A 26,763-nucleotide genomic window follows, 5' to 3' on the forward strand; every position below is an offset into this window, starting at 1 on the left:
ATTAAGGAGTATTTGTAAATCATAGAATAGGTTATATTTCTTGTCTAGCATAATATTAATTTTCACTATAAATATTTGCATTACATAGATAATCACATTTTATAAAATGAATGCAGCATTAAGTATAAAGCTCAATCAAAGAATCTTAATAATCTAAATTTTTATTTTAATAATGAATTTTATTAATGTAATATTTTTCCTTATATTGTTTTAGAGTCATACCAGTTAATTTTTTAAATTGCTTTTCTAAATGACTTTGAGAGGAAAAACTTAAATAAGTGGCTATTTCTATATAAGAATAGTGTGAATGAATTAAGAGTTTTTTTACTAATGTTATCTTTTCATTTAATATAAATTCCTTAATAGAAATACCTTCATATTGTCTAAAAAGTACAGATAAATAATTAGGATTTAAGCTTAATTCTTCTGCAATTTCAGAAATGCGAATTTTATCATGAAGATGTGAAAAAACATAGTTTTTACATTGTTCTACATGAAAATTTTGATTTATATTACTTAGATTTTTCCTGCTAGCTTTTATTTCATAAACCATTTTAGTATATTCACGTTGTGCTTGTCGCATTAATTTATTCACTGCTTCAATATTATCAAGTGCATCTAGTTTATTTATATAGGCATCACTAAGAGAAAAGGATATTTCAGGATCAATACCACCACGAATTGCAGCACGACAAGCTAAGGTAACAACAACAATCCCTAAATTTATTGCATTTCTAAGTGGGGTTTTAGATAGTTTAATCTGGGTAATATTATTATAATTAATAGCTAAAGTTTCATCTAACAATTCTATATAACCATTTTCAATACAATGTAATTCTTTAAGTTCCTGTTTATAAGGTTGATGTATAGTTTCCATCTCTAAGTTTTTAAAAACAACGTTACAAAAATCATGTTGAACTTCATTTTCTATCATATATATCCACCTTTGAATTTAATTGTTTACATTATATCATAAAACATATGTGAAAAGTATTATAAAACTGTGAAAAGTGATATAAAGGTTAAAAAATATTTCTTAAAATGAAATTGAATTAAGGTTAATAAGGTAAAAATTAATATAAAGATAATTTATGGGGGATATATATGAGTAAATATGAATTAGATTTAGCAAGGTATGCAAAACTTGCAAGACAAACAGCTGCAGAAAGTTGTGTATTATTAAAGAATGATAATAATACACTACCAATTAGAAAAGGTGATAAGGTAGCTGTATTTGGAAGAAGTACTTTTAATTATTATAAAAGTGGACTAGGCTCAGGAGGGCTTGTTAATACAAGATATGTAGTTAGTATTTTAGATGCTTTGAAAGCAAATAATGATATTATTTTAGATGAAAATTTATTAAAGGTATATGAAGATTGGATAGAAGAGAACCCTTATGATGAAGGTGTAGGATGGGGAAATACACCATGGTCTCAAAAGGAAATGAATCTTGAGGATTCTATATTAAGATTATCCAAGGAGTCAGACATAGCTTTAGTTATAATAGGACGTACTGCAGGTGAAGATCAGGATAGTAAAAATCAGTCAGGAAGTTATCTTTTAACTAAAGAAGAAGAAGTTATGATAGAAAAAGTTAGTAAGACATTTAAAAGAACAGTTGTAATCTTAAATGTTGGTAACATAATAGATATGAAGTGGGTAGAAAAATATAATCCATCTTCTGTGCTTTATGTATGGCAAGGTGGACAAGAAGGCGGAAATGGGGTAGTTGATGTATTAACAGGAATAGTAAATCCATGTGGAAAATTAACAGATACTATTGCCTATAATATTGAAGATTATCCTTCAACTGAAAATTTTGGACACGAAGAAAGAAATTATTATAAGGAAGATATTTATGTAGGATATCGTTATTTTGAGACATTTGCAAAAGATAAAGTAATGTATCCATTTGGATATGGATTATCTTATACTAATTTTAAAATTGAAAGAAATATTTTAGAAGTAACTGATAAAGAAGTTACTATTGGGGCAAATGTAACGAACACTGGAGATTTACCAGGAAAAGAAGTTGTACAAGTGTATGTAGAAGCACCACAAGGAAAACTTGGAAAAGCAGTAAGAAGCCTTGTAGGATTTGCAAAGACAAATATAATTAATCCTGGTGAAAGTGAAAAAGTAACAGTAAATATTCCTAAGTATTATATTGCTTCTTATGATGATAGGGGAATAACTGGCTATAAATCTTCTTATGTCTTAGAAGAAGGTATATATACATTTCATGTAGGTTCCGATATTAGAAATACTACTATTTTTGGAGAATATAATCAAGAATTTATTGTAGTAGAAAAGTTAGAAGAAGCATGTGCTCCGATAATGTCATTTGAACGTATTAAGGCAGTTATTAATGAAGAAGATAATTATGAAATTGCAATAGAAAAGGTTCCAACAAGAACTATAAATCCATATTCACTAATGATAAAAGAACGTGAACAAGAAATAACTTATACAGGAAATAAGGGGTATAAGCTTGGGGATGTTTTTGATAAAAAAGTATCATTAGACGAATTTGTTGCACAATTGAGTGATGATGATTTAATTTATATGTTCCGTGGTGAAGGTATGTGTAGTCCTAAGGTAACGCCAGGTACTGCAGCTGCTTTTGGTGGAGTTACAGATGAATTAAGAAGCTTTGGAATACCTGTTGCATGTTGCGCTGATGGACCTTCTGGAATACGTATGGATTGTGGAACAAAAGCATTTTCATTGCCAAATGGAACAGCATTAGGATGTACATTTAATGAAAAGCTAGTAAAAAAACTTTATAATATGACTGGATTAGAGCTTCGTAAGAATAAGATAGATTCACTTTTAGGGCCAGGTATGAATATTCATAGAAATCCATTGAATGGACGTAATTTTGAATATGTTTCAGAAGATCCACTATTAACAGGAAAAATAAGTGCAGCACAAGTTAGTGGAATACAGGAATATGGTGTGTTTCCAACAATTAAACATTTTTGTGCTAATAATCAAGAAGCATCAAGACGCATTGTTGAATCAATAGTATCAGAAAGAGCACTTCGTGAAATATATCTGCGAGGATTTGAAATTGCAGTTAAAGAAGGTAAAGCTAAATCGGTTATGACTACCTATAATCCTGTAAATGGAATTTGGACAGCTGGAAGCTATGATTTATGTACAAGAATTCTTAGACAAGAATGGGGATTTGATGGAATAGTTATGACAGACTGGTGGGCTGAAGCAAATACTGAAGGTAAAAATTCTACAAGAGAAAATAAGGCTCCTATGATATCTGCACAAAATGATATATATATGTGTGTATCGGATTCAAAATTAAATCCTGAAAATGATAATGTTAAAGAGAAATTAGAACTTGGTGAAATAACTAGAAGCGATTTGCAAAGAAATGCGAAGAATATTTTAAAGTTTATAATGGCATCCCCTATAATGCTTCATGAATTAGGTCGTATTAGCAGTAATGAAGTAGAAGAAATTAATGTTCCAGATGATAATGATGATTTAAGTACAGATATAGTTTATTATCAGGCTGATAAAGAAACTAATAATATAATTATTGATGGAAGTAACTTTAATAATAAGAAGGGGTATTCAGAAGTATTTGGACTTACATTTAATAAATTAGGTGAATATTTAATTGAAATAACAATGAAGTCAGAACAAGGTGAATTAGCTCAATTACCATTATCAGTATATTATGATAATGCATTAAAAGAAACTATAACAATTAGAGGAACAGAAGGAGAGTGGATAACAGAAAAAAGAGAGTTAGGTGGAATTTGGGGATTAAATCATTATATAAAGATATACTTTGGAGCAAATGGATTAGATATAGATAAAATAGTTATAAGATGTAAATAAAAATGGAAAGTGTTATTTAAAGTTAACTTATGATTATTATTAATAAGGGAGGAGTTAAAATGTGAACTCTTACTTTTTAATATTTAGATGGTGATTAATTAATAAAATATTAAAATAACAAAGGGGTGAAATGAAATTTCAAAATAAATTATTAAAAGTGAAATATATATTGATTATTGTGTGGCAAATGATGTAAAATAAAATATGTAAACGTTATTAAGAACTATGGCTGAAAAAAGGGGAGATTTAATTATGAAGAGAAATAAAATTATGGCAATGATAATGGCAGCTTTAATTTCAAGTTCATTAATATTAGGAGATGTTACAACTACTTATGCAGCTGATTCAACTGTACAAGCTAAGGCAATTGTAGAAGAAATGACTATTGAACAAAAAATTGGACAAATGCTAATGCCTGACTTTAGACAATGGAAAATGGATGGAGAAGATGCAGTTTCTGACTTTACTACAATGAATTCAGAGGTTGCACAAATTATAGATGACTTTGATTTAGGTGGAGTTATTTTGTTTGCTCAAAATGTTAAAACTACAGAACAAACTACAAAATTAACTCATGATTTACAACAAGTTATTGAAAATGATGAATCTAATGATTTACCATTATTAATAACAGTTGACCAAGAAGGGGGTATTGTTACGAGACTTGGAACTGGTACAAGCTTACCTGGAAATATGGCATTAGGAGCAACAAAAAATGAATTAAGTTCTTATAGAGCAGGTTCTGTTATAGGAAAGGAGTTAAACTCATTAGGGATTAACGTTAACTTTTCACCTTCTTTAGATGTTAATAATAATCCTGCAAATCCAGTTATAGGTTTAAGATCATTCTCAAGTAATGCTGATTTAGTTAGTAAGCTTGGAATTAAAATGATAAATGGTATTCAGGAACAAGGAGTTTCAGGAGCAGCTAAACATTTCCCAGGTCACGGTGATACTGCAACGGATTCTCATTATGGGCTACCAGTAGTTGATAAAAGTTATGAGGAGCTTAAAGAGATAGAATTAAAACCTTTTAAAGCGGCAATTGAAAATGGAGTTGATATGATAATGACTGCTCATGTTCAATTACCACAAATAGAAAAGGATACAGTTATTTCTAAAAATGATGGTCAAGAAATTGGTATACCATCAACTTTATCTGATGATGTATTAACTGGAGTTTTAAGAGAGGATATGGGGTATAATGGAATAATAATAACAGATGCTCTTAATATGGATGCTATTTCTAAAAACTTTGGTGAAGTGGAAACTGTTAAAATGGCTATTAAAGCTGGGGTTGATATAGCATTAATGCCTACAATCCTAAGAAGTAAGGCTGATGTTTCCAAATTGCAAGCAATAGTTGATGGAATTAAAGAAGCTGTTGAAAGTGGTGAGTTAACTATATCTGAAATAGATGATTCTGTTGAAAGGATAGTTAAGTTAAAAATAGATAGAGGAATAATTAATGTTAATAATGATACTAGAACTGTTGATGAAAAAATAGCTAATGCTAAAACTATTGTTGGTTCTAATGAAAATAGAGCTATAGAAAGAGAGATTTCGGCTGAAGCTATTACTGTAGTAAAAAATGAAAATAATATATTACCTTTAAATCCTAAAGAAGGACAAAATGTTCTGCTTATAGCGCCATATGATAATGAACTTCCTGGAATGAAATTTGGAGTTACTAGACTTATTGCTGAAGGTAAAATGGATTCTGTAAAAATAGATACTCATCGTTATTCAAATGGTAATTTATTAACTGATGAATTAAAGGCTAAAATAGGTACTGCTGATTATGTTGTAGTAATATCAGAAATGGGTAACTTCTCTCATTTAAATGTAAATCATTGGATTACTGCAGGTCCAACAGCTATAGTTGATTATGCTAATGAACTTAATAAAGATTCTGTAATTGTAAGTGTTGGTAAACCTTATGATGTTGCTGCTCATAAAAATGCCAAAGCTGAAGTAATTGCTTATGGATATAAGGGAATGGATCCAACTGAAGCTGATGGAGGATTAACTCCGACTCAAACATTTGGTCCAAATATCCCTGCAGCAATGGAAGTTATCTTTGGTGGAGCTGAAGCACAAGGTACATTGCCAGTTGATATTCCACAAGTTGATGAAACTGGTGCTATAATTTCTGGTGAAAATGCTTATAACTATGGATTTGGTATAACTAATTTGACTTCAGTAGGGGTAAGTACTTCTACTAATAATGTGGAAGTTAAGGCTTCTGAAAAAGTTGATGTTAAACTTTCTTTAAGTGATATTGATGGACTTAAATCAGAAAACTATTCATTAAAGGTTAACTTTAATAATTCGGATTTTGAAGTAGTTTCTGTTAAAGCTAATAATGAAAATTTAAGTGTAGTTAATCATTCAGTTGATGGATCATTATTAACTATAAATTTATCTGATATAAATGAAAACGCATTAACTGATGTTATAATAACATTAAAAGCTGTTGGAGAAGCTCAAAATGACTTAACTATTTTATCTGATGTTAAAGTAATTGATGGAAAAGATAGAGAGTTTACTACTTCAGGAAATTATTCAACAATTAATATAATTAAGGATAGTAATACAGATGTTCCGGTTGATCCAGAAAATCCAACTACTCCAGAAAAACCAACTACACCAAGTAAACCAGGATCTACTTCTAAGCCAAATAGCGGTAAACTACCTAACACTGGTGGTACTTCATCTGTAGCTACAAGCATATTTGCTACATTAATGGCTACTACAGGAGCATTTCTTTCTAGAAAGAAAAAATAATAAGTTTAAAATATAAAAATTACACACATTCATTAATGAGTTTTTTATTAATGAATGTGTTTATTTTTAAATTAATATATTTAATTGACCAGTAAGGCAATTATTATTTATAATTAAATAATGCTTAAAGAAGATAGGTGATTAAGATATGGCGACAATAGTAGATGTTGCAAAATTAGCAGGTGTTACACCAACAACTGTATCACGTGTTATTAACAATAGGGGATATATTAGTGAAAAAACTAGAAATAAAGTTTATGGGGCTATGGATGAATTGGGGTATCAACCTAATGAAATAGCTCGTTCATTAACAAAGCAAAAAAGTAATACAATTGGAGTTATAGTACCACATATATCACATCCATACTTTGCAAAACTAATAAGTAATTTAGAAAATGAGGCATCAAAAAAAGATTATAAAATAATTTTATGTAATAGTAAGGAAAAGGCTGAAAAAGAAAAGCAATATTTAGATATGTGTAAAAGTAATAGAGTTGCTGGAATAGTCTTATGTAGTGGAAATGTTGAATCAAATAAAATTAATACTGGAGATATACCAGTAGTTTTATTAGAAAAAAACTTTGAAGATGGAAAGCTAGGAATACAGTGTGATAACTATCAGGGGGGAAGTATTGCTACCAATCATTTAATAGAATGTGGATGTAGGAAATTATTGCATTTTAGTGGAGTAATTGATGAAGAGATGCCTGCTGATAATAGAGAAAAGGCTTTTGTAGATGTATGTAACAAAAATAATATTGAATATTTTATTAAAAAGTTTGATATAAATACATATAATGAAATGAACTACTATAAAGCTATAAAAGATACGCTTATTAAAATAAAAGGAATTGATGGAATATTTGCAAGTAGTGATTTAATAGCAGCACAAGTTATTCAAGTTTGCAATGAATTAAATGTTAGAATTCCAAAAGATTTGAAATTAGTTGGGTTTGATGATGTTGATATTTCACAATTAACAACACCAACAATAACAACTATACATCAACCAATTAAGGAGATGGCAAAGCTAGCTATTGAATTAATAGATGCTAAATGCAATAATATCGAAATAAAAGAACAAAATATAGTACCTATAGAGCTAATAATTAGAAATAGTACAGTATAAAGATAACTTATTATATTAAGTAAAAAAGCATTTTTCATAAGAAAAATGCTTTTTAGTACTTTCCTATAATTATATAGTATAAGTTGAAATACTTCCTTCAGTATTTATATATTTAATTATTGATTTATTTGTGGTTAAATTAATATTTAAAGTACAGTAAATATTATTCTTTTTCCAAGTTAATATAATTTCATTATCAAGTGAAGGTTCAACGCTAAAATCGCCATCAAAGGCAGGATAATCATTTCTAAAATCAATAAGCTTAAGTAATCTTTGAACAACATCTTGATTATAGGCTTTATCAATTTCTTCTAAAGTGAAGTTATGCCTGTTAATTTCACGTCCTTCTCCAGTACGAGTAACATTCTCAACATCATTTTCACCTGCTAGTAACCCAACATAATATACTTGAGGAATACCAGGAGCAAAGAATTGAATTGCTCTTGCAGCTAAGTAAGCATCATCGTTACAACCTAGAACAGAATAGTAAGAACATCTTATTTGATGAACATCAAATCCATCCTGGCTCTTATGAGCATCAGAATGAACTAAACTTAAGTTTGCACCATGCTCTAAGCAGTGATTAACAATTTTTCTAGCATCCTTTGTTGTCACTAAATCATCTAAGTCAGGTTTTACAGGAATACCATCATGACAGTCTAACATTGTAAATTGATTAGAAGGCCTATCTTTTAAGTATGAAGTAAGTGCTGAACTAGATTTATTAACTAATGTACTTAAAATAGTATAAGGTAAAATAAAATCATAAATATAATTTCCGTATTTAGCTAATTTATATTGAGTAGTGTAATGGGCATGAACCTCTGGAAGTAAATCAATGTCAAGAGATTTTGCTAAATCAGACACCCAATCTAAGAAGTCATATATTTCAGGTTCAACAAAGAAACAGCTAGTACCAAGTTTCTTTATTACATATCCTACAGCATCAAGTCTTACAATTTTAATATTATTTTTATGGAAGTTTTCAAAGAATTCCTTTAATAATGCTTTAACTGATTCAGATTTAATATCAAGATCAATTTGTTCAGATGGAGTTTCCTTACCAAAAGTAGTCCAAACAGAAACCTCTTTGCCTTTTATATCAAATGTTGAATAAGGAACTTGTCTACGTAAGAACATTTTATTTATATCTTCTTGAACTGGATTTCCATCAGCCCATATTTTATCTAGAGTAATAAATAAATCTGCATACTTAGAATCTTGTCCATTCTTTAAGAAATCTTGGAAGAATACTGAGTTTTTAGAAATATGATTAACCATTAAATCAAGAAGAACATCATGTTTTTCACCAATTTTACGTATATCTTCCCATGTACCAAATTCAGGTTCTATTTCTAAATAAGTAAGTGGGGCAAATCCCCTGTCTCCTGATGAAGGGAATGGAGGAAGTATATGAATACCACCTTGAAAGGTATTAGGAAAATATTTTGTAAGTACATTATCTAATGCTTTTAAATCTCCACCAAGAGAATCGGGATAAGTTATAAGTTGAACTTTATTTTTAACAGCCATTTTTATATCTCCTCGTAATTTACTATATATTATAAAGTTTTTTTAATTCTTCTATTGAAGGTAATTCTGCAATAGCACCTACATGCTTAAGTTTGAAAGCACTAACTGCAAATCCTATATTTAAAGCTTCTTTTAAAGTATGCTTACTAGTAATAGCAGTATAGAATCCACCCCAGAAAGCATCACCAGCTCCAGTTGTATCTACAACTTCAGTAGCTAATGTTTTAAATTTAATAGTTTCCTTTCCATTTGAAACTATTGCACCGTCTTTACCTAAAGTCATTATTACAAGTTTTGCACCACACTGAATAAATTTATCAACATGGTTTTCAGGAGTATCAGCTCCAAAAATTCTTTCAGCATCTACTTCAGAAGGTTTTATAATATCTACCTTACCTAAAAGATTTTTTATATATTTGATTCCATCATGTCCTTCTTCCCAAATCCTTTCATGATAGTTAGGATCAAAGCCTATGATAACATCATTTTTTCTAGCTTCTTCAATAACTTTTTCAATCATAATTCTAGATTTTTTTTGAGAAATAGGCCAACAAGAAAAGTGAACTATTTTACTGCTTTTTAATGTTAAGTCTATATAATTATTGTATTCTAAATTATAATCTGCACTACGATAGAAAATTGGTAGAGGAGTTTCTTGGCTTTTAGTCACAAGAACCATACTTGTAGAATAATTAACTTTATTTATTAATTCCGTATTAATATTTTTACTTTTTAAATGATTAATTAAAAACTCACCTAATCCATCGTTTCCTACACAAGAAGAAATAGCAGGATTACCACCAAGTCTTTTTATGTTCATAGTTATATTAGCAGGTGATCCACCAAAGAATCTTGAATATTTATTGCAAGTAAAATTAGTATCATAATCATCAGATATCATATCAACTAATAGTTCACCAATTGTAAATACATCATTGGGTTTATTTTGGAACTCTATAGAATTGCTAAAATTAAACATTGTTACCTCCAATTGCTTTTTATAAGTAGAGTATAATTATAAAAAACAAATATGTCAAGCGTTTGACATATTTACTTTTTATTAGAAATAAAGGTATAGTATTTATTTCATGTAAACGTTAATGATATAATTAAGTTAATAAGTGGAGGGTGATTATTTATGAGGAAATATCCAGAAGAATATTTAGAAATATTAAAAAATGAAGAGATAGAAATAGAAAATAATGGTGTAAAAATTATATTAAAGTCAATACCGGGAGAGGTAAGAGAAGGGTATTTGGATCCTTGTGAGAAAGCAATAATGGAAGGTCATTGGGCAAGTAAAACTAGTAATGATGATCAAAGGATAGAAGAAAATGTTAATAATGATATTAAGGAGGAAGAGCTATCATTAGGTAATATTATCTCAATTATTAGGGATGGTATGGGATTTGCTAATTATAATTTAAATACCGTTGAGATTTATACAAAATTTGAGACAATAACTGATAGTGGAAATGAAGTAGGGGTATGGCGTTATTATCCAAGGCATATTCAAAAAACTAAAAATAAACCAGCTTTAGTATTTATTCATGGAGGAGGATGGATAGGTGGAACTACCTATGTAGTAGAAAATTTTTGCAAACTAATTGCAGAAAAAGCTAACTGTGTAGTATTTAATATTGATTATTCACTGGCTCCTGAAAAGCCATACCCAAATGGATTAAATGATAATTATTATGCAATAAAGCATATATATGATAATGCAAGTAAGTATGGAGTTGATAAAAATAAAATTGCTGTAGGTGGTGATAGTGCAGGCGGTAATTATGCAGCAGCAGTTTCATTAAAGGCAAGAGATGAAGGGATTCCAATGATAGCATTACAAGTGTTAATTTACCCAGCAATAGCTCTTGGAGATGCCTCAGTTCCAGGATATAAGTGGTCAGAAGATATGATTAAGATTGCACCTGAATTAGAAGAAAAAGTAAGTCCATTAATAGGCTTAGGAAGACCAAGTAATGATTTTAGTGATCCAATATTAAAGAGTTATTTGCCAAGTCCTGATTTAGTTAATAATCCTTATGTTAGTCCAATGGTAGCAAAATCACATAGTAATTTGCCAAAAGCAATATTAGTTGGAGCTGAATTTGATGGACTTAGAATTCAAACAGAGTTTTATGCAAAACAGCTTCAAGATGCAGAAGTTAATGTTACTTGTTATAGATATAAGGGTATGACTCATGCATTTATTGATAAGTTAGGATTTGTTCCACAGGCTGAAGATTTAGCCAATATTATTTCAGATGCTATTAAAAATTTATAAGAAATATATATGATTATAAAAAATGAGTTGAATCAAAATAACTTTTGATTCAACTCATTTCTAATTTAAGTTAAAGTTCATTTAATGATTATAAATTATTTTGTAGGATGAAATTTTATTGTAGTGTATTGTAAAGGTAGATAATGTTTATTAACTATTATAGGAAATTCACTATTTTTATAAATTTTTTCTTCTATTAAGTAAAAGCGTTTTTCAGATGATAATGGACATCTTTTAGCTGCAAAATTATTAAAAGTAGAGAATTTAAATTCTACAGAAGTATTAGTACATTGTTCATAAATTTCACTTTCAAGTAAGTTAAGTAGTGAATCTTTATTATTTAAATCAATATTTAATTCATCTATACTTTCTATAGGAAGTATAGTAAAAGTGTAAGCTAAAGTTCCTTCACTAGATGTATACCACCTATCAACACAAACAGTTGCAAGAGTTTTCTTTTCAAATATTTTTGTATAATAATCAGAAGGCGGATCTATTTTAAATTCCATTTCTACATTATCAATTGTTTTTTCTAAGCATTTATGAACTATATGGCCTATTTTTTCTAAGCCTATCTTTTTAGGGGGAGCTTGTTTTTGAATATAATTACCTTTTCCATGTATATTTTTTATTAAACCATCATCTTGTAATAAGGCTAATGCTTGTCGTAATGTACTTCTGCTTACGCCTAAATCTTTTGCTAGTTCGGGCTCGGTTGGTAACTTGCTATTTTCAGGAAAGGTTCCTTCATTTATCATTTTAAAAAGTTTGTTATAAACAGCTACATAAAGTAATCCCTTTTTTTTATCTACAATATTTATATCAGACATTTTTTTTACCTCTTCATTAAATAATAAAATACAATATAAAGTATTTGTTTAGATAAATTATAAAACATTTATAGTTAATAACCAATAATAATATAAAAAATTCCATGTAAACGATTGACAAGGATAATACAACATGTTATTATTAGTCCATACAAAACATACAAGTAAACATACAAGTTTAAAGTTGTATGGGAAAAAGGTTTATTTGGGAGGAGTTAAAATGATTTATTCACAGGGTTCAGAAAAACAATATCATATAAATGTTGCAGCTGGTGAAGTAGGAAAATATGTAATTATGCCAGGTGACCCTAAGAGGTGTGCAAAAATAGCAAAGTATCTTGAGAATGCAGAATTAGTAGCTGATAGTAGAGAATATGTTACTTATACAGGTTATTTAGATGGTGTTAAGGTTAGTGTTACATCTACTGGAATTGGAGGTCCATCAGCAGCTATAGCATTAGAGGAGTTAGTTAAATGTGGTGCAGATACATTTATTAGAGTTGGGACATGCGGTGGAATGGACCTTGAAGTAAAAGGTGGGGATATGGTAATAGCGACTGGCTCAATTAGGATGGAAGGAACAACTAAAGAGTATGTTCCAATCGAATTTCCGGCAGTTGCAAACTTAGAGGTAGTAAATTCATTAGTAAAGGCTTCTAAAGAGTTAGGAAAAACTTATCATGCAGGAGTTGTCCAATCAAAGGATTCATTTTATGGACAACATTCACCACAATTAATACCTATAGGATATGAATTAATGAATAAATGGGATGCATGGGTTAGATGTGGTTGTTTAGCGTCAGAGATGGAATCAGCAGCATTGTTTATAGTTGGAAGTTATTTAAGAGTTAGAGTAGGAGCAATATTTTTAACTATAGCAAATCAAGAAAGAGAAAAGTTAGGTTTAGAAAATATACAAGTTCATGATACAGAAGGTGCTATAAAGGTAGCAATAGAAGCTATAAGAAATTTAATAGCTGAAGATAAGTCAAAAGAAGAATAAATTATCTTAATTAATAAATTATGGTAAAGAATAGGGAGTTGGGAAAATGAAAATACTTATAAGTCTATTAGGAATAGTAGTTATATTAAGCATAATGTATATAATGTCAACAAACAAGAAAAATATTCCGTATAAAACTATCTTAAAGGCTGTGTCAATACAATTTATTATTGCTTTTATACTAGTTAAGTTTCCTCTTGGTAGGCTTGCAGTTGAAAAGGTTTCAAGTGTTGTAACTAGAATTTTAGATTATGGAAAAGATGGTTTAGCATTTTTATTTGGAAGCCTTGCAGATGGTGCAGCATCTACAGGATTTATATTTGCAATTCAAACATTAGGAAATATAATATTTGTTTCAGCTTTAGTTGCAGCTTTGTATTATTTAGGAATATTAGGGTTCGTAGTTAAAATAATAGGAAAAGCAGTAGGTAAGCTTTTAGGTACTACACAGGTTGAAAGCTTTGTTGCTGTAGCTAATATGTTTTTAGGGCAAACTGAAAGTCCTATACTAGTTAGTAAGTATTTAAATAAAATGACTGAAAGTGAAATCTTAGTTGTTTTAGTATCTGGAATGGGAAGTATGTCAGCTACAATAATAGGTGGATATACAGCATTAGGTATTCCTATGGAATATTTACTTATCGCAAGTGCTTTAGTTCCAATGGGTAGTATTGCAATTTCAAAAATATTATACCCTGAAATAGAGGAAGCTAGACAGTTTGATGATATAAGTATGGATCGTAAAGGTGATAATGAAAATTTAATTGGAGCTATTTCAGAAGGAGCTATGAGTGGATTAAATACTGCACTAGCAATTGGAGCTTCATTAATTGCAATAATTGCATTAGTTGCTATGGTTAATGGATTTTTAGGCATATTTGGAACAACTCTTCAAGATTTATTGTCTTACTTATTTGCACCAATTGGATGGTTAATGGGATTAGACGGAAAGGAAGTTCTTACTGCAGGGCAAATGTTAGGAACTAAGATAGCATTAAATGAATTTGTAGCCTTTGAAGCTTTAGGTAAAATATTAAATGAATTAAGTTATAGAACAGGATTAATAATAACTATTTCGCTTTGTGGATTTGCTAATATTTCAAGTATGGGAGTTTGTATTTCAGGAATTTCAGCATTATGTCCAGAGAAGAAAAATACACTTGCTAAATTAGCATTTAAGGCTATGATTGGAGGATTTACAGTAAGTGTATTAAGTGCAATGATAGTTGGAGTTATAACTCTTATATAAATATAAAAGTATGTTTTTACAGACTTAAAAATATATTTAATTAAATAGATATACGAGGAGGATTTATATGAAAAAGTATAAAAGAATTTTTACAATAGTAATTGATTCACTAGGAATTGGTGAGATGGAAGATTCTAAAATGTATGGTGATGTTGGAGTTGATACTTTAGGAAATATAGCAAAGTCTGTAAAGAAGTTTGATATTCCTAATATGAAGAAGATGGGTATTTCTAACCTACATAAAATAGAGCATATAGATAAGGTATCAAATCCTTTGGGATATCAAATGAAAATGAAGGAAGCTAGTGTTGGGAAAGATACTATGACAGGACATTGGGAAATGATGGGGCTACATATTACAAAACCATTTAAGACATTTACTGCAACAGGTTTTCCTAATGAATTATTAGATGAACTATCTAATAGAACTGGTCATAAAATTGTTGGAAATAAGAGTGCAAGCGGTACAGAGATATTGGATGAACTTGGTGAACATCAAATGAAAACTGGAGATATGATTGTTTATACATCTGCTGATTCTGTATTACAGATTTGTGGGCATGAAGAAACTTTTGGTTTAGATGAATTATATAGATGTTGTGAAATTGCAAGAGAAATAACACTTAAAGATGAATGGAAAGTTGGAAGAGTAATTGCAAGACCATATTTAGGAAATAAGGCAGGAGAATTCAAACGTACAAGTAATAGACATGATTATGCTTTAAAACCTTATGGAAGAACTGTGCTTAATGAATTAAAAGATAACGGATTCGACGTAATTTCAGTAGGTAAAATTAATGATATTTTTGATGGAGAAGGTATAACAGAATCTCATAAATCTAAAAGTTCTATTCATGGAATGGAGCAAACTTTAGAAATTATGGATAAAGACTTTGAAGGATTATGTTTTGTAAACTTAGTTGATTTCGATGCATTATGGGGACATAGAAGAAATCCAGAAGGTTATGCAAATGAATTAGAAAAGTTTGATGTTAATCTAGGAAAAGCATTAGAAAAATTAAGAGAAGATGATTTATTAATATTAACTGCAGATCATGGAAATGATCCGACATATTCAGGAACAGATCATACAAGAGAGTATGTACCATTTTTAGCATATTCACCTTCAATGAAAGCTAATGGATTATTACAAACATCTGAAAGTTTTGGAACACTTGGAGCTACTATAGCTGATAATTTTAAAGTTAACATGCCAAAAAATACTATTGGAGAATCAGTTTTAGAGAAATTAATTTAAATAGTTAGTAATAAATATTATATAAATTTAAAAAGTAGTTGGTGAAAATATGAATAATAATAATTTAAATGTTATAGCAAAAAATATTAGAAGAAGTATCGTAGAAATGATTTACGAATCAAAATCTGGACATCCGGGAGGATCTTTATCTTGTACAGATATAATGACTTATTTATATTTTGAAAAGATGAATATTAATGTACAAAATCCAAAGGATGAAAATAGAGATAGATTTGTAATGAGTAAAGGACATGCAGCACCAGCATTATATGCTGTTCTTGCTGAAAAAGGATTTTTCCCTAAAGAAGAGTTAATGAGTTTAAGAAAAATAGGGGCTATGCTTCAAGGTCATCCAGATGCAAAGAAGATCCCGGGAGTAGATGTTTCAACAGGATCATTAGGGCAAGGAATATCAAATGCTGTGGGAATGGCATTAGGACTTAAACATAAAAAAAGTAAATCTAAAGTCTATGCAATTTTAGGTGATGGAGAGATTCAAGAAGGTTTAGTATGGGAGGCAGCAATGGCAGCAGGGCATTATAAATTAGATAATTTAGTTGCTATCTTAGATTATAATGGACTTCAAATTGATGGTAAAAATGAAGAAGTAATGAATATTAGTCCTGTAGATAAAAAGTTTGAAAGCTTTGGATGGAATGTAGTAGCTTGTGATGGGCATGACTATGAGGATATAGATAAGGCTTTTGGAAAAATAGTAGAAGGAAAGCCAACCATGATAATTGCTAAGACCATTAAAGGTAAAGGCGTAAGCTTTATGGAGAATGAAGCAGGATGGCATGGACAAGCTCCTAATTTAGCACAAAAAGAAGTAGCATTAGTTGAACTAAATAAGTAGAAGGAGGAGATTTTTGATATGGGAAAAGCAACAAGAGAGTCATATGGAATGGCGTTAGTTGAATTAGGAAATGAAAATGAAAATATAGTTGTATTAGATGCTGACCTTTCTAAGTCAACAAAAACAGCTGATTTTAAAAAAATATATAGTGATAGATTTTTTAATGCTGGGATAGCAGAACAAAATTTAATGGGAATGGCAGCAGGACTTGCCAATGTAGGGTTAGTACCATTTGCTAGTACATTTGCAGTATTTGCAAGTGGAAGAGCTTTTGAAATAATAAGAAATTCAATATGTTATCCTAAAGTTAATGTTAAAATAGCGGCTACTCATGCTGGTATAACAGTAGGAGAAGATGGTGGTTCACATCAATCTATAGAAGATATAGCTTTAATGAATTCACTTCCAAATATGACAGTTATAGTTCCAGCTGATCATAGAGAAGCAATGCAGGCTACAAAGGCAGCAGCTGAAATGTATGGACCAGTTTATTTAAGATTTGGAAGATGTAATACAGAAGATATATTCGATGATAATTATAAGTTTGAAATAGGAAAAGGAACAGAAATTAGACGAGGTAATGATGTAACAGTAATTGCAACAGGAATGATGGTTTCAAAGGCTTTAGAAGCTGCAAAAGTATTAGAGTCAGAAGGAATTTCAGTTAGAGTCATTAATATGTCAACAATTAAACCTATAGATAGAGAAATAATAATTAAAGCTGCAAAGGAAACTAAAGGAATAGTAACAGCAGAAGAACATTCTATAATTGGTGGGCTTGGTGCGATGGTTTCTCAAGTAGTATGTGATGAATGCCCAACTCAAGTTAAAATGGTAGGAATCAAAGATACTTTTGGGGAATCAGGAACGCCTAACGAGCTTATGGAAAAATATAATTTAACGTCAAAATCAATTATTGAAAATATAAAGAAATTATTATAAAAGTATAATGAAAGAAGGTAGATTTTATGAGTATACACATTAATGCAAAGCAAGGAGAAATAGCTGAAAATATATTATTACCAGGAGACCCACTTAGAGCAAAGTTTATAGCAGAGACATTTTTAGAAAACCCTGTTTGTTATAATGATGTTAGAGGAATGTTAGGTTTTACAGGAACATATAAGGGAAAAAGAATTTCTGTTCAAGGTACAGGGATGGGAATACCATCTATGTCAATATACTCTACAGAGTTAATAAAGGAATATGGAGTTAAAAATTTAATAAGAGTTGGTACTTGTGGATCATATAAAGAAGAAGTAAAGATTAGAGATTTAGTAATTCCTATGTCTACATCAACTGATTCAAATATAAATTTAACAAGATTCCAAGGAAGAACATATTGTCCAACAGCAAGTTTTAAGCTTTTAAAACAAGCATATGATGTAGCTGTAGAAAAGGGATATGATCCTAAAGTTGGACAAGTATTTTCATCAGACACATTCTATGGAGATGATAATGAAGATTGGAAAAGATGGGCTGAATTTGGGTGTATAGCTGTAGAAATGGAGACAGCTGCATTATATACAGTTGCAGCTAAGTATGATGTAAATGCTTTAACATTACTTACAGTTAGTGATCATTTTATTACAGGTGAAGTTACAACATCAGAAGAAAGATTAACAACTTTTAAGAATATGATGGAAGTTGCTCTAGATACTCTAGTAGCTTTATAAAATATATTTGTTAATATAAGGTTTTAGAGTTGAATTAAATTAGTTTAATAATAATAATAATAATAATAATAATAATAAGGTATGAAGGTGAAGCGAGATGAAAATATTTATTGATACAGCTAATATAGATGAAATTAGAAAAGCCAATGAATTAGGTGTTATTTGTGGAGTTACAACAAATCCATCATTAATAGCTAGGGAAGGTAGAAATTTAAAGGATGTTATAAATGAAATATGCTCAATTGTTGATGGGCCTATTAGTGCAGAGGTAATGAGCTTAAAGGCTGAAGAAATGATTGAAGAGGGAATTAAGCTTGCTGAAATGCATAAGAATATAGTTATAAAGATTCCAATGTGTGAAGAGGGATTAAAAGCAACAAAAGGATTATCAGCAAAAGGGATTAAGACAAATGTTACATTAATATTCTCACCAGTACAAGCTTTATTAGCGGCTAGAGCAGGAGCTACTTATGTAAGTCCATTTTTAGGGAGATTAGATGATATAGGAAATCCAGGAATAGATGTAATTAGACAAATATCAGAAATGTTCGAACTTCATGGAATTGAAACTGAGATTATATCTGCAAGTGTAAGAAACCCAATGCATGTACTAGATGCAGCATTAGCAGGTTCACATATTGCAACAATTCCTTATAATGTTATTGTTCAAATGATGAAACATACTTTAACAGATATAGGAATTGAAAAGTTTATAAGTGATTATGAGAAGGTATTTGGAGATAAAAAATAATTAAAGGTATTATTAAAGCGGTATGATAAAATGTAACTTATGGAACAGAAAAAACTATTCCATAAGTTATTTTTTTGTATAATTAAGATTAAGTATTTCCTATAGTAAAGGAAAAAATATATCTATGAATATGTTTTCATTAGGGGTAACATATAGAATAAAGTAATTATGAAAAGATTAGGGTGAATTAAAATGATAAAAAGTCCAAGGTTGCAAAATATATTAGAATTATTAAACGAAAATAAGGACATAGTTACAGGAGAATTTTTATGCAATAACTTAGGTGTTTCGTCTAGGACTATTAGAAGTGATATAAAAGAGTTAAATAAAATTTTAGAGAAAAATGGTGCTAATATAATTTCGGAAAAATCTAGAGGCTATAAGCTAGAAATATTAGATGATGGTTTATTTAATATTTTAGTTAGTTCTAATAACTCTAAAAGTATTTCAGATAATACTACATCTTTAGGCAGGGTAGAAAACATAATTGCAAAGCTTTTAATTAGCAAATTAGATGGTGTTGATGGGGTAACACAAAATGAAATTGCAGATAGTCTATTTATAAGTATTTCATCATTAAAAAATGATATGAAAATAGTTAAGGATAATCTAAATGAATATAATTTAAATATTGAAAAGGTAGGCAATAAAGGCCTTACTATTTTTGGCAAAGAAGAAGAGATAAGAACTTGTATTAAAAGATATATATGTTTTAATGAGGAAATAAAGAATAAAGTAAATGATGACTTTAAAAAAATAATAAAAAATATAAGTGAAGATAAAGTAGGTTCTATAGTAAAAGATATTATTTCAACATTTGATTTTAAATTATCTGATAAGGCATTAAAGGATATTATTTCTTTTATTATTATTATGTTAATAAGAAATAACAGTGGAAATAATGTTGAGTATTCTACAGAAACAAAGGAAAAATTACAAAGTGCATGGAGATATAAAGTTGCAAAAGCTATTTGTGATGAACTTAACATAATATTGAATGTTTGTATTGATGAAAATGAAGTATTATATTTAACAAAGTATATAGTAGCGAGTAGTTCAATTTCAGTTAAAGCAAATGAAGATATGAGACTTACTAATGAGTACTTATTAGTAGATAAGATTTTGCTTAAAATAAAGGATGAATTTAATATAAACTTTTTAGAAGATAATATATTAATAGATTTCTTAGCACACCATCTTAAATCATCAATATATAGAGCTCAATATGGAATAGTGGTAGAAAATTCATTATTAGGTGCTATAAAAAATAATTATCCATTTTCTTTAGAATTATCAGTATATTCAAATGAAATAATTAAAGAAGTTATTGGATGTGATTTAAGTGAAGATGATATTGGTTTTATAGCATTACATTTTGCAGCTGCTATTGAAAGATATGAAGGAAATTGTGATAAGGATAAAAAGAATATAGTTATAGTATGTGAAAATGGAGTAGGAACTTCACTTTTATTAAAAGTAAAATTAGAAGTTAAATTTAAAGATAGAATAAATATTATAGATACTATACCTAAATATGAATTTAACGAAGACGTTTTAAATTCATATGATTTAATAATTTCTACAATTAATTTAGAGGTTGAATGTAATAAGGTAGTTTATATAAAAAGTCTTTTAGATAATGATGAAATTAATTTAATAGATAATAAACTAAGTGGAAATTCCTTAAGTAGTAATGAGTTAGTTAGTAAATTTAAGGAGTCTGTCTTTTTTAATACATTGGAAGGTAATACTAGAGATGAGATCTTAGAGAATATAACTAATAGATTAATTGAGAAGAAGTACATAACACAGAAAGTAAAAGAAAATATATTTAATAGAGAAAAGTTGGCAAGTACAGAAATTGGTGACTTAGTAGCTATTCCTCATGATATGAATGAAGAAATAAAAGAATCCTTTATTTCTGTTTCTGTATTAAAGAAGGCCATAACATGGAATAAGGAAAAAGTACAAGTTGTATTTTTTATTGGAATGTCTGTAGAAGATAGAGAAGAATGGAAAGCTTATCTAGAAAAAATTTATAAAAATATAATAGATATAGATGTAATTAAAAAAATAATTAAATGTCAGAGCTTTGATGAACTAAAGAAAGTAGTTTCTAATTTTTAAACATATAGATAGGAAATTTCCTCTTTTATAGGAAAGAAAATGTCTGAGAAATGATTTCCTCTATAAACGGAAAAAGTATAACTATGAATATGTTTACATTGAATCTATAATTAAGTCATAAGGTGAGTGAAACAAACTCAACTAGAAAACTTTTAAGATGATGGAGGTTTTGATATATGAAATTATTAGCAATTACTTCATGCCCAGTAGGTATAGCTCATACTTACATAGCAGCAGAAAAGTTAAATAAAATGGCAAAGAAAATGGGAGTGGAGATTAAGGTTGAAACTCAAGGCTCAACAGGAGCAGAAAATGTTATTACAGAACAAGATATAAGAGAAGCAGATGGTATTATCATCGCAGCGGACAAAGCAGTTAGTCTAGAAAGATTTGAAGGAATGGCAATGATAGAATGTCCAATAGCAAGAGCAATAAAAGAGCCAGATGTTTTAATTCAAATGTTCTTAGATGGAAAAGTTGAAAAGAAAAAGACTGAAAAGAAAATGAAGAGTGTTGATGAAGAAAAGAAAGCAATAAAAGCTAAGCAACCAGCTTTCTATAAGCATTTAATGGGTGGAGTTTCTTATATGATTCCAGTTGTAGTAGTTGCAGGGCTATTAATAGCTTTAGCATTAGCTTTTGGTGGTCAACCTACTGATGCGGGATTAGTTGTTCCGGATGATTCATTCTGGAAGAGTGTAGAAAAAATAGGTGCAGCTGGATTTGCATTTATGGTTCCAGTTTTATCAGGATTCATTGCTTATTCAATTGCAGATAGACCAGGATTAGTTCCAGGGTTAATAGGTGGGTATATAGCAGCTAATGGTTCTTTCTATGGATCAGAAGCAAATGCAGGATTTTTAGGTGGTATAGTAACAGGTTTCTTAGCAGGTTATATTGTTAAAGGATTAAAAGCGATTAAAGTTCCAAATATGATTAAGCCAATTATGCCAATCATTATAATACCAATTATATCAACTTTAGCAACAGGTTTAGCATTTATATTTGTTTTAGGTGGACCAATTACATCAGTATTTGAAGGATTAACAAGCTTCTTAGCAAGTTTATCAGGGGCAAGTATGGTAGTGCTAGCAACAATTTTAGGTGCTATGATTGCATTTGATATGGGTGGACCAGTTAATAAAACAGCATTTTTATTTGGAGTATCAATGATTACTGCTGGTAACCCAGAAGTAATGGGACCAATAGCAGCAGCGGTAGCTATTCCTCCAATTGGAATGGGTATTGCAACATTTGTGAGAAAGAAATATTACAGTAAAGAAGAATTAGATGCGGGTAAAGCAGCATTTGCAATGGGACTTTGTGGAATAACAGAAGGAGCAATTCCATTTGCATCAATGGATCCATTGAGAGTTATACCATCATTAATGGTTGGTTCAATAATAGGAGCTAATATAGCAGCTCTTGGGAAAGTTACTGATATAGTACCACATGGTGGACCAATAGTAGCAGTAATGGGTGGTATTGAAGGAATTGTAATGTTCTTTGTAGCAATTATAGTTGGTTCAGTGGTAACTGCAGCAATGGTAAATTTATTAAAGGGAATTAAATATAAAAAAGATGAACAAGTAGCTGAAAAAATAGCAGCATAAAAATAAAAGTATAGTTTGAGGAGAGGAATTATGAATAAGTTATTTGATGTAAAATATGTAGATTTAGATTTAAACACAAAAGAAAAATTTGAGACTATTAAGTATTTAGCTTTATTAGCTCAAGATAGATTAGAAAATGTTGATAAGTATGTTGACGACGTAAAAGCAAGAGAGGCTATGTCAACAACAGGAATTGGAGATGGAGTAGCAATACCTCATGCAAAATCTTCTTGGGTTAAGGTTCCAACAGTAATGGTTGGTAAGAGCTTACAAGGGATTGAATGGGAAGCTTTAGATGATGAGCCAGTTAACTTAATATTCTTAATAGCTGTTCCTGAAGGTGAAGGAAATGAACATCTAAAAATATTACAAGTGTTAGCTGTAAGTTTAATGGATGATGAATTTAAGGAAGAAATATTAGCAACAGACAATAAGGAATCACTTTGTGAAATGCTTTTAGCTAAGACAGCTAAATAATATAAAAAATAAAAAAAGCTGAATCTTAAGTAAGATTCAGCTTTTTTTAATAAGCGGGGGATATAATGAAAAAATTATTAGCATCTGATTTAGATGGAACATTAGTTGTTGGAAATAATTTAAGTTATGAAAATAAAAAGGCTATATTAGATTTAAATAATAAAAATGATATTTTTGTTGTTTCTACTGGAAGACCTTATAATGGAGTAATATTTTTAGAAGATCAACATGATATAAAGATAGATTATTATGTACTTTTAAATGGTGCAATTATTTTAGATAAAAATAAAAATACAGTTAAACATAATATAATTAAAAGGGAAACAATTAAAAGTATTATAAATTTTTATTATAAAGAAGGTATTAAGCTATCTGTGGAGTCTGGATACTTTACATATCTTTTAAGTGACTTTGATTATTTACCTTATGATAACACAAAAAGAGTGAATTCAATTGAAGAGATTAATGAGGAAATTAGTTTAATTTCTATGTATTTACCAGAGGCTAAAATAGAGGATATAGAAGTAATAAAGGATAATATTAATTCAGTTTATAATAATGAAGTTATTGCTTATAGAAATATAAATTATATAGATATAGTTCCCATAGGATGCTCAAAGGGGAATGGAGTAAAGTATGTTGTAGAAAAGGAAAATATAGAAGAGACTAATGTTTATACTATAGGTGATTCATGGAATGATATTAGCATGTTTGAGGTAACTGATAATTCATTTACATTTCACCATGTTGAAGATGAATTAAAAAGCAATGTGAAATATGTTGTCAAGTCAGTAGCGGATTGTATAAATAATTTTATGAAAAAGTAAAGGGGAATTCATATGTATCCAATTAAATTTAAAAATATATATTTCGATAAAATATGGGGAGGAAGAGATTTAGAAGAATTTAGAGATAACTTACCAAGTGGTGAAATAGGAGAAAGTTGGGATATAGCATGTCATGAAAATGGTATGAGCATAGTTGAAGATGGAGAATTAAAAGGTAAAAGTTTAGAGGAATTAATTAATATATATGGGGAAGAACTTGTAGGTAAAAACATAGATACTAGCAAGTTTCCATTGCTTGTTAAACTTATAAACTCTAAAGAAAAGTTATCTGTTCAAGTACATCCTAATGATGATTATGCAAAGAGAGTTGAGAATTCTTTTGGAAAAACGGAAGCTTGGTATGTTGTAGATGCAAAGCCTGGGGCAAGTTTAATTGTTGGAACTAAGGGGTGTAATAAAGATGGTTTTGAAAAGGCAATAGAAGAGGGTAGAACAGAGGAATTTTTAAATAAAATAGAGGTTAAAAAGGGTGATTGTTTCTTAATAAACAGTGGGTTAGTTCATGCTATTTGTGAAGGCGTTATAATTGCAGAAATCCAACAAAATAGTGATATTACTTATAGAATTTACGACTATGGAAGGCCTAGAGAAATACATGTAGAAAAATCTTTAGATGTTATAGATTTTAATTTAAAAGCAATAAATGCAAGTGAAAGTAATCTAGTAGAATTCAAAGGTTATAAAAGGGGTATTTTATGCGAAAGTGATTACTTTACAATAGAAAAGTATATTATAAATGGACAAGTTGATGAAAAAAGTGATGAAAATAAGTTTTATATTTTAACTTGTGTTGAAGGGGATGGGAAAATATTATCAGAAGGAAATAAAGAGTGTGCAATTTCAAAAGGTGATAGCATTTTCATACCAGCTAAATTGGGTAAGTATATAATTAAAGGGAGTTTAACATTACTAAAAAGTTATGTTTAGCTATAAGTATATAGAGAAAAAGATTAGAGGGTTAAGAAAAAATATTACTAAAGTTTAAAGAGATAAAAAGTGTGTTCCCAAAGGCAAATCAAAGATTATTATTTTACTCTGGGGCGAGTTATTTGATTAAATAGACTTTAAAAATGTAACTAACTAATAAGTATTTACATAGAATACAAATAGATTACATAAAAAAGCAATTAATTTAGAACCATCATTTTTACAACAGAGCAAAATATACAAGTTTAATTATATAAAGAAATAATTTATGGTGTATAACATGATGATCTGAAATAAAAATGGGGGAATCTATAGATGTCTCATAAATCTTCAAAAAGTAAAAAAGAGGTTAAATCTATATCTAAATATGATGAGTTTGAATTATCATTATTAAATTTACAAGTATATATAATTTTAATATATATGATATCAGATGCACTTCTTGTGAGTGCAATGTTTGAAAGTATTAAATTTAGTTGTAATAAAAAGGCTATAGAAAACAATCCAATTAGATTATTGATTGAGGGACAATATTTAGCTTTAGTAGCAAGTATATTAATTTTTTGTATAAGCTTTAGTAGATATAATGAGCTAAGTAATAGGTATAAAAGAGGAGAAATTAATAGGTCAATAGAACCAGAAAATTTAATAAAGCAGGCAGCTATGATTACAGTAATTGTATATGAATTAAATATAAGTGGCTATATTAAATTATATAAAGATAGTTTTGTTATAGATATTTTAAACTTTGATAAAAAAGATATAGATACATTATATTTACAAGCATATTGTTTTATATTAAGATTTTGTGGGGATTATTTTTTACTTAGATCTACATTGAAAAGTATTAATTTAATAAAAAGTAAATATGATAAAAGAATAAAGAAACTAGAAAATCCTGATGAAGATGCAGTAGTTGCAGCAGAACTTTATGTTATACAAAGAGGGGTTCTTTATGATATTGGATATAATGCATTATTGAATTTAATAAATAATGGTAGTAATTTAGAAAAGCAATTATTACTTGAGGCTAAGCAAATTTTTGTAACTGCAGGTACATTTGGAGTTGTAGCTAACATAATTTCATTAATAGGAATTATTAAAATATATAATAGGAATATAAATGAACCTATTTTTGGTAGATAAAAGTATAGATATATGTTTAATTTTATATAGTAAAACAATATATTGTTTTACTATATAATTATAAAGATTATGTAGGAGAGTAAATAGATTTTTATAATAAGTAAATCTATCTACTCTTCTTTATTTGATTTATTTTAGAGTTTTTATTATTTGCTAATTATGGTTATATTCCTAATACAATATAGGTAGATGGAGAATAAATTTATGTATATATAATAGGTAAATTTCAATCTTTAAGGGAATATAAAGGGGATGTTGTTAAAGATATTGAAGATAAGTTAGTAGTTTCTAGAGAGATTAATAAGTATAGTAGACAACAAATAGAGGCACTAGTAGAATTTCAAGAGCGATTTTTTTTATCTAAAATTATAATGAAAAGTGATATTAAATAAAATAATAAAT

The 26,763-nt window shown here is 29.0% G+C and carries 21 protein-coding genes; 17 read left to right on the forward strand and 4 right to left on the reverse strand.

Going from position 1 to position 26,763, the window contains the following annotated elements:
* Positions 1-166: 166 nt before the first annotated feature.
* Positions 167-934, reverse strand: coding sequence for a helix-turn-helix domain-containing protein (locus I4V51_RS00915; protein WP_195986447.1), 768 nt, complete (start codon positions 932-934; stop codon positions 167-169).
* Positions 935-1,104: 170 nt separating this feature from the next.
* On the opposite strand from I4V51_RS00915, the gene I4V51_RS00920 reads away from it, so the two are divergent.
* The 3 genes from I4V51_RS00920 to I4V51_RS00930 all read left to right on the forward strand — a co-directional run bounded on the left by I4V51_RS00920 (position 1,105) and on the right by I4V51_RS00930 (position 7,783).
* Positions 1,105-3,867 carry a glycoside hydrolase family 3 protein gene (locus I4V51_RS00920; RefSeq protein ID WP_195986448.1) on the forward strand — a complete coding sequence of 921 codons (2,763 nt, stop codon included), beginning with the start codon at positions 1,105-1,107 and terminating at the stop codon, positions 3,865-3,867.
* 252 nt (positions 3,868-4,119) lie between these two features.
* Complete coding sequence (locus I4V51_RS00925) at positions 4,120-6,654, forward strand: glycoside hydrolase family 3 N-terminal domain-containing protein (protein WP_195986449.1); 2,535 nt, start codon at positions 4,120-4,122, stop codon at positions 6,652-6,654.
* A 148-nt stretch (positions 6,655-6,802) separates the two neighbouring features.
* A complete protein-coding gene (locus I4V51_RS00930) occupies positions 6,803-7,783 on the forward strand; it encodes a LacI family DNA-binding transcriptional regulator (RefSeq protein ID WP_195986450.1) in 981 nt (326 codons plus the stop codon).
* A 69-nt stretch (positions 7,784-7,852) separates the two neighbouring features.
* On the opposite strand, the gene gtfA is transcribed toward I4V51_RS00930, so the two are convergent.
* Both gtfA and I4V51_RS00940 read right to left on the reverse strand, forming a co-directional pair.
* A complete protein-coding gene (gene gtfA / locus I4V51_RS00935) occupies positions 7,853-9,316 on the reverse strand; it encodes a sucrose phosphorylase (protein ID WP_195986451.1) in 1,464 nt (487 codons plus the stop codon).
* 22 nt (positions 9,317-9,338) lie between these two features.
* Positions 9,339-10,295 (reverse strand): PfkB family carbohydrate kinase, encoded by a 957-nt coding sequence (locus I4V51_RS00940; RefSeq protein ID WP_195986452.1) that lies wholly within the window; start codon positions 10,293-10,295, stop codon positions 9,339-9,341.
* A gap of 159 nt (positions 10,296-10,454) precedes the next feature.
* On the opposite strand from I4V51_RS00940, the gene I4V51_RS00945 reads away from it, so the two are divergent.
* On the forward strand, positions 10,455-11,600 hold the full coding sequence (locus I4V51_RS00945; protein WP_195986453.1) for an alpha/beta hydrolase: 1,146 nt from the start codon (positions 10,455-10,457) through the stop codon (positions 11,598-11,600).
* A 95-nt stretch (positions 11,601-11,695) separates the two neighbouring features.
* Here I4V51_RS00945 and I4V51_RS00950 read toward each other — a convergent pair whose 3' ends face one another.
* Positions 11,696-12,430 (reverse strand): GntR family transcriptional regulator, encoded by a 735-nt coding sequence (locus I4V51_RS00950; RefSeq protein WP_195986454.1) that lies wholly within the window; start codon positions 12,428-12,430, stop codon positions 11,696-11,698.
* 220 nt (positions 12,431-12,650) lie between these two features.
* On the opposite strand from I4V51_RS00950, the gene udp reads away from it, so the two are divergent.
* The 13 genes from udp (at position 12,651) to I4V51_RS01010 (ending at position 26,361) form a co-directional block, all read left to right on the forward strand.
* Positions 12,651-13,433, forward strand: a complete 783-nt coding sequence (gene udp / locus I4V51_RS00955) for a uridine phosphorylase (protein ID WP_195986455.1) — start codon at positions 12,651-12,653, stop codon at positions 13,431-13,433.
* Positions 13,434-13,479: 46 nt separating this feature from the next.
* Entirely contained in the window at positions 13,480-14,682 is a 1,203-nt protein-coding gene (locus I4V51_RS00960) for a nucleoside transporter C-terminal domain-containing protein (protein ID WP_195986456.1), read from the forward strand.
* 67 nt (positions 14,683-14,749) lie between these two features.
* Positions 14,750-15,940, forward strand: coding sequence for a phosphopentomutase (locus tag I4V51_RS00965; RefSeq protein WP_195986457.1), 1,191 nt, complete (start codon positions 14,750-14,752; stop codon positions 15,938-15,940).
* A gap of 49 nt (positions 15,941-15,989) precedes the next feature.
* Positions 15,990-16,796, forward strand: coding sequence for a transketolase (locus tag I4V51_RS00970; RefSeq protein ID WP_195986458.1), 807 nt, complete (start codon positions 15,990-15,992; stop codon positions 16,794-16,796).
* Positions 16,797-16,814: 18 nt separating this feature from the next.
* Positions 16,815-17,738: a transketolase family protein gene (locus I4V51_RS00975; RefSeq protein WP_195986459.1), complete on the forward strand. Its 924-nt coding sequence runs from the start codon at positions 16,815-16,817 to the stop codon at positions 17,736-17,738.
* 26 nt (positions 17,739-17,764) lie between these two features.
* Positions 17,765-18,472 carry a purine-nucleoside phosphorylase gene (deoD, locus tag I4V51_RS00980; RefSeq protein WP_195986460.1) on the forward strand — a complete coding sequence of 236 codons (708 nt, stop codon included), beginning with the start codon at positions 17,765-17,767 and terminating at the stop codon, positions 18,470-18,472.
* Positions 18,473-18,569: 97 nt separating this feature from the next.
* Positions 18,570-19,223 (forward strand): fructose-6-phosphate aldolase, encoded by a 654-nt coding sequence (gene fsa / locus I4V51_RS00985; RefSeq protein WP_195986461.1) that lies wholly within the window; start codon positions 18,570-18,572, stop codon positions 19,221-19,223.
* Positions 19,224-19,415: 192 nt separating this feature from the next.
* The gene (locus I4V51_RS00990; protein ID WP_195986462.1) at positions 19,416-21,350 is read left to right on the forward strand and encodes a BglG family transcription antiterminator; all 1,935 of its coding nucleotides are present in this window, start codon (positions 19,416-19,418) and stop codon (positions 21,348-21,350) included.
* Positions 21,351-21,526: 176 nt separating this feature from the next.
* Complete coding sequence (locus I4V51_RS00995; protein WP_243281346.1) at positions 21,527-22,963, forward strand: PTS fructose transporter subunit IIBC; 1,437 nt, start codon at positions 21,527-21,529, stop codon at positions 22,961-22,963.
* A gap of 30 nt (positions 22,964-22,993) precedes the next feature.
* The gene (locus tag I4V51_RS21000; RefSeq protein ID WP_243281347.1) at positions 22,994-23,440 is read left to right on the forward strand and encodes a fructose PTS transporter subunit IIA; all 447 of its coding nucleotides are present in this window, start codon (positions 22,994-22,996) and stop codon (positions 23,438-23,440) included.
* Positions 23,441-23,505: 65 nt separating this feature from the next.
* On the forward strand, positions 23,506-24,267 hold the full coding sequence (locus I4V51_RS01000) for an HAD-IIB family hydrolase (RefSeq protein ID WP_195986463.1): 762 nt from the start codon (positions 23,506-23,508) through the stop codon (positions 24,265-24,267).
* Between the two features lie 12 nt (positions 24,268-24,279).
* The gene (locus tag I4V51_RS01005; protein WP_195986464.1) at positions 24,280-25,215 is read left to right on the forward strand and encodes a type I phosphomannose isomerase catalytic subunit; all 936 of its coding nucleotides are present in this window, start codon (positions 24,280-24,282) and stop codon (positions 25,213-25,215) included.
* Between the two features lie 315 nt (positions 25,216-25,530).
* Positions 25,531-26,361: a hypothetical protein gene (locus tag I4V51_RS01010; RefSeq protein ID WP_195986465.1), complete on the forward strand. Its 831-nt coding sequence runs from the start codon at positions 25,531-25,533 to the stop codon at positions 26,359-26,361.
* Positions 26,362-26,763 lie beyond the last annotated feature (402 nt).

It is taken from the genome of Clostridium sp. D53t1_180928_C8 (assembly GCF_015667795.1).
Classification (GTDB): domain Bacteria; phylum Bacillota; class Clostridia; order Clostridiales; family Clostridiaceae; genus Clostridium.

Excerpts from the sequence above, each read along its gene's own strand:
- I4V51_RS00915 (WP_195986447.1), bottom strand. The coding sequence starts at position 934 with ATGATAGAAAATGAAGTTCAACATGATTTTTGTAACGTTGTTTTTAAA.
- I4V51_RS01000 (WP_195986463.1), top strand. The coding sequence starts at position 23,506 with ATGAAAAAATTATTAGCATCTGATTTAGATGGAACATTAGTTGTTGGA.
- fsa (WP_195986461.1), top strand. The coding sequence starts at position 18,570 with ATGAAAATATTTATTGATACAGCTAATATAGATGAAATTAGAAAAGCC.
- I4V51_RS00930 (WP_195986450.1), top strand. The coding sequence starts at position 6,803 with ATGGCGACAATAGTAGATGTTGCAAAATTAGCAGGTGTTACACCAACA.
- gtfA (WP_195986451.1), bottom strand. The coding sequence starts at position 9,316 with ATGGCTGTTAAAAATAAAGTTCAACTTATAACTTATCCCGATTCTCTT.
- I4V51_RS00975 (WP_195986459.1), top strand. The coding sequence starts at position 16,815 with ATGGGAAAAGCAACAAGAGAGTCATATGGAATGGCGTTAGTTGAATTA.
- deoD (WP_195986460.1), top strand. The coding sequence starts at position 17,765 with ATGAGTATACACATTAATGCAAAGCAAGGAGAAATAGCTGAAAATATA.
- I4V51_RS00965 (WP_195986457.1), top strand. The coding sequence starts at position 14,750 with ATGAAAAAGTATAAAAGAATTTTTACAATAGTAATTGATTCACTAGGA.
- I4V51_RS01010 (WP_195986465.1), top strand. The coding sequence starts at position 25,531 with ATGTCTCATAAATCTTCAAAAAGTAAAAAAGAGGTTAAATCTATATCT.
- I4V51_RS00960 (WP_195986456.1), top strand. The coding sequence starts at position 13,480 with ATGAAAATACTTATAAGTCTATTAGGAATAGTAGTTATATTAAGCATA.
- I4V51_RS01005 (WP_195986464.1), top strand. The coding sequence starts at position 24,280 with ATGTATCCAATTAAATTTAAAAATATATATTTCGATAAAATATGGGGA.
- I4V51_RS00940 (WP_195986452.1), bottom strand. The coding sequence starts at position 10,295 with ATGTTTAATTTTAGCAATTCTATAGAGTTCCAAAATAAACCCAATGAT.
- I4V51_RS00995 (WP_243281346.1), top strand. The coding sequence starts at position 21,527 with ATGAAATTATTAGCAATTACTTCATGCCCAGTAGGTATAGCTCATACT.
- I4V51_RS00950 (WP_195986454.1), bottom strand. The coding sequence starts at position 12,430 with ATGTCTGATATAAATATTGTAGATAAAAAAAAGGGATTACTTTATGTA.
- I4V51_RS00990 (WP_195986462.1), top strand. The coding sequence starts at position 19,416 with ATGATAAAAAGTCCAAGGTTGCAAAATATATTAGAATTATTAAACGAA.
- I4V51_RS21000 (WP_243281347.1), top strand. The coding sequence starts at position 22,994 with ATGAATAAGTTATTTGATGTAAAATATGTAGATTTAGATTTAAACACA.
- I4V51_RS00920 (WP_195986448.1), top strand. The coding sequence starts at position 1,105 with ATGAGTAAATATGAATTAGATTTAGCAAGGTATGCAAAACTTGCAAGA.
- udp (WP_195986455.1), top strand. The coding sequence starts at position 12,651 with ATGATTTATTCACAGGGTTCAGAAAAACAATATCATATAAATGTTGCA.
- I4V51_RS00970 (WP_195986458.1), top strand. The coding sequence starts at position 15,990 with ATGAATAATAATAATTTAAATGTTATAGCAAAAAATATTAGAAGAAGT.
- I4V51_RS00945 (WP_195986453.1), top strand. The coding sequence starts at position 10,455 with ATGAGGAAATATCCAGAAGAATATTTAGAAATATTAAAAAATGAAGAG.
- I4V51_RS00925 (WP_195986449.1), top strand. The coding sequence starts at position 4,120 with ATGAAGAGAAATAAAATTATGGCAATGATAATGGCAGCTTTAATTTCA.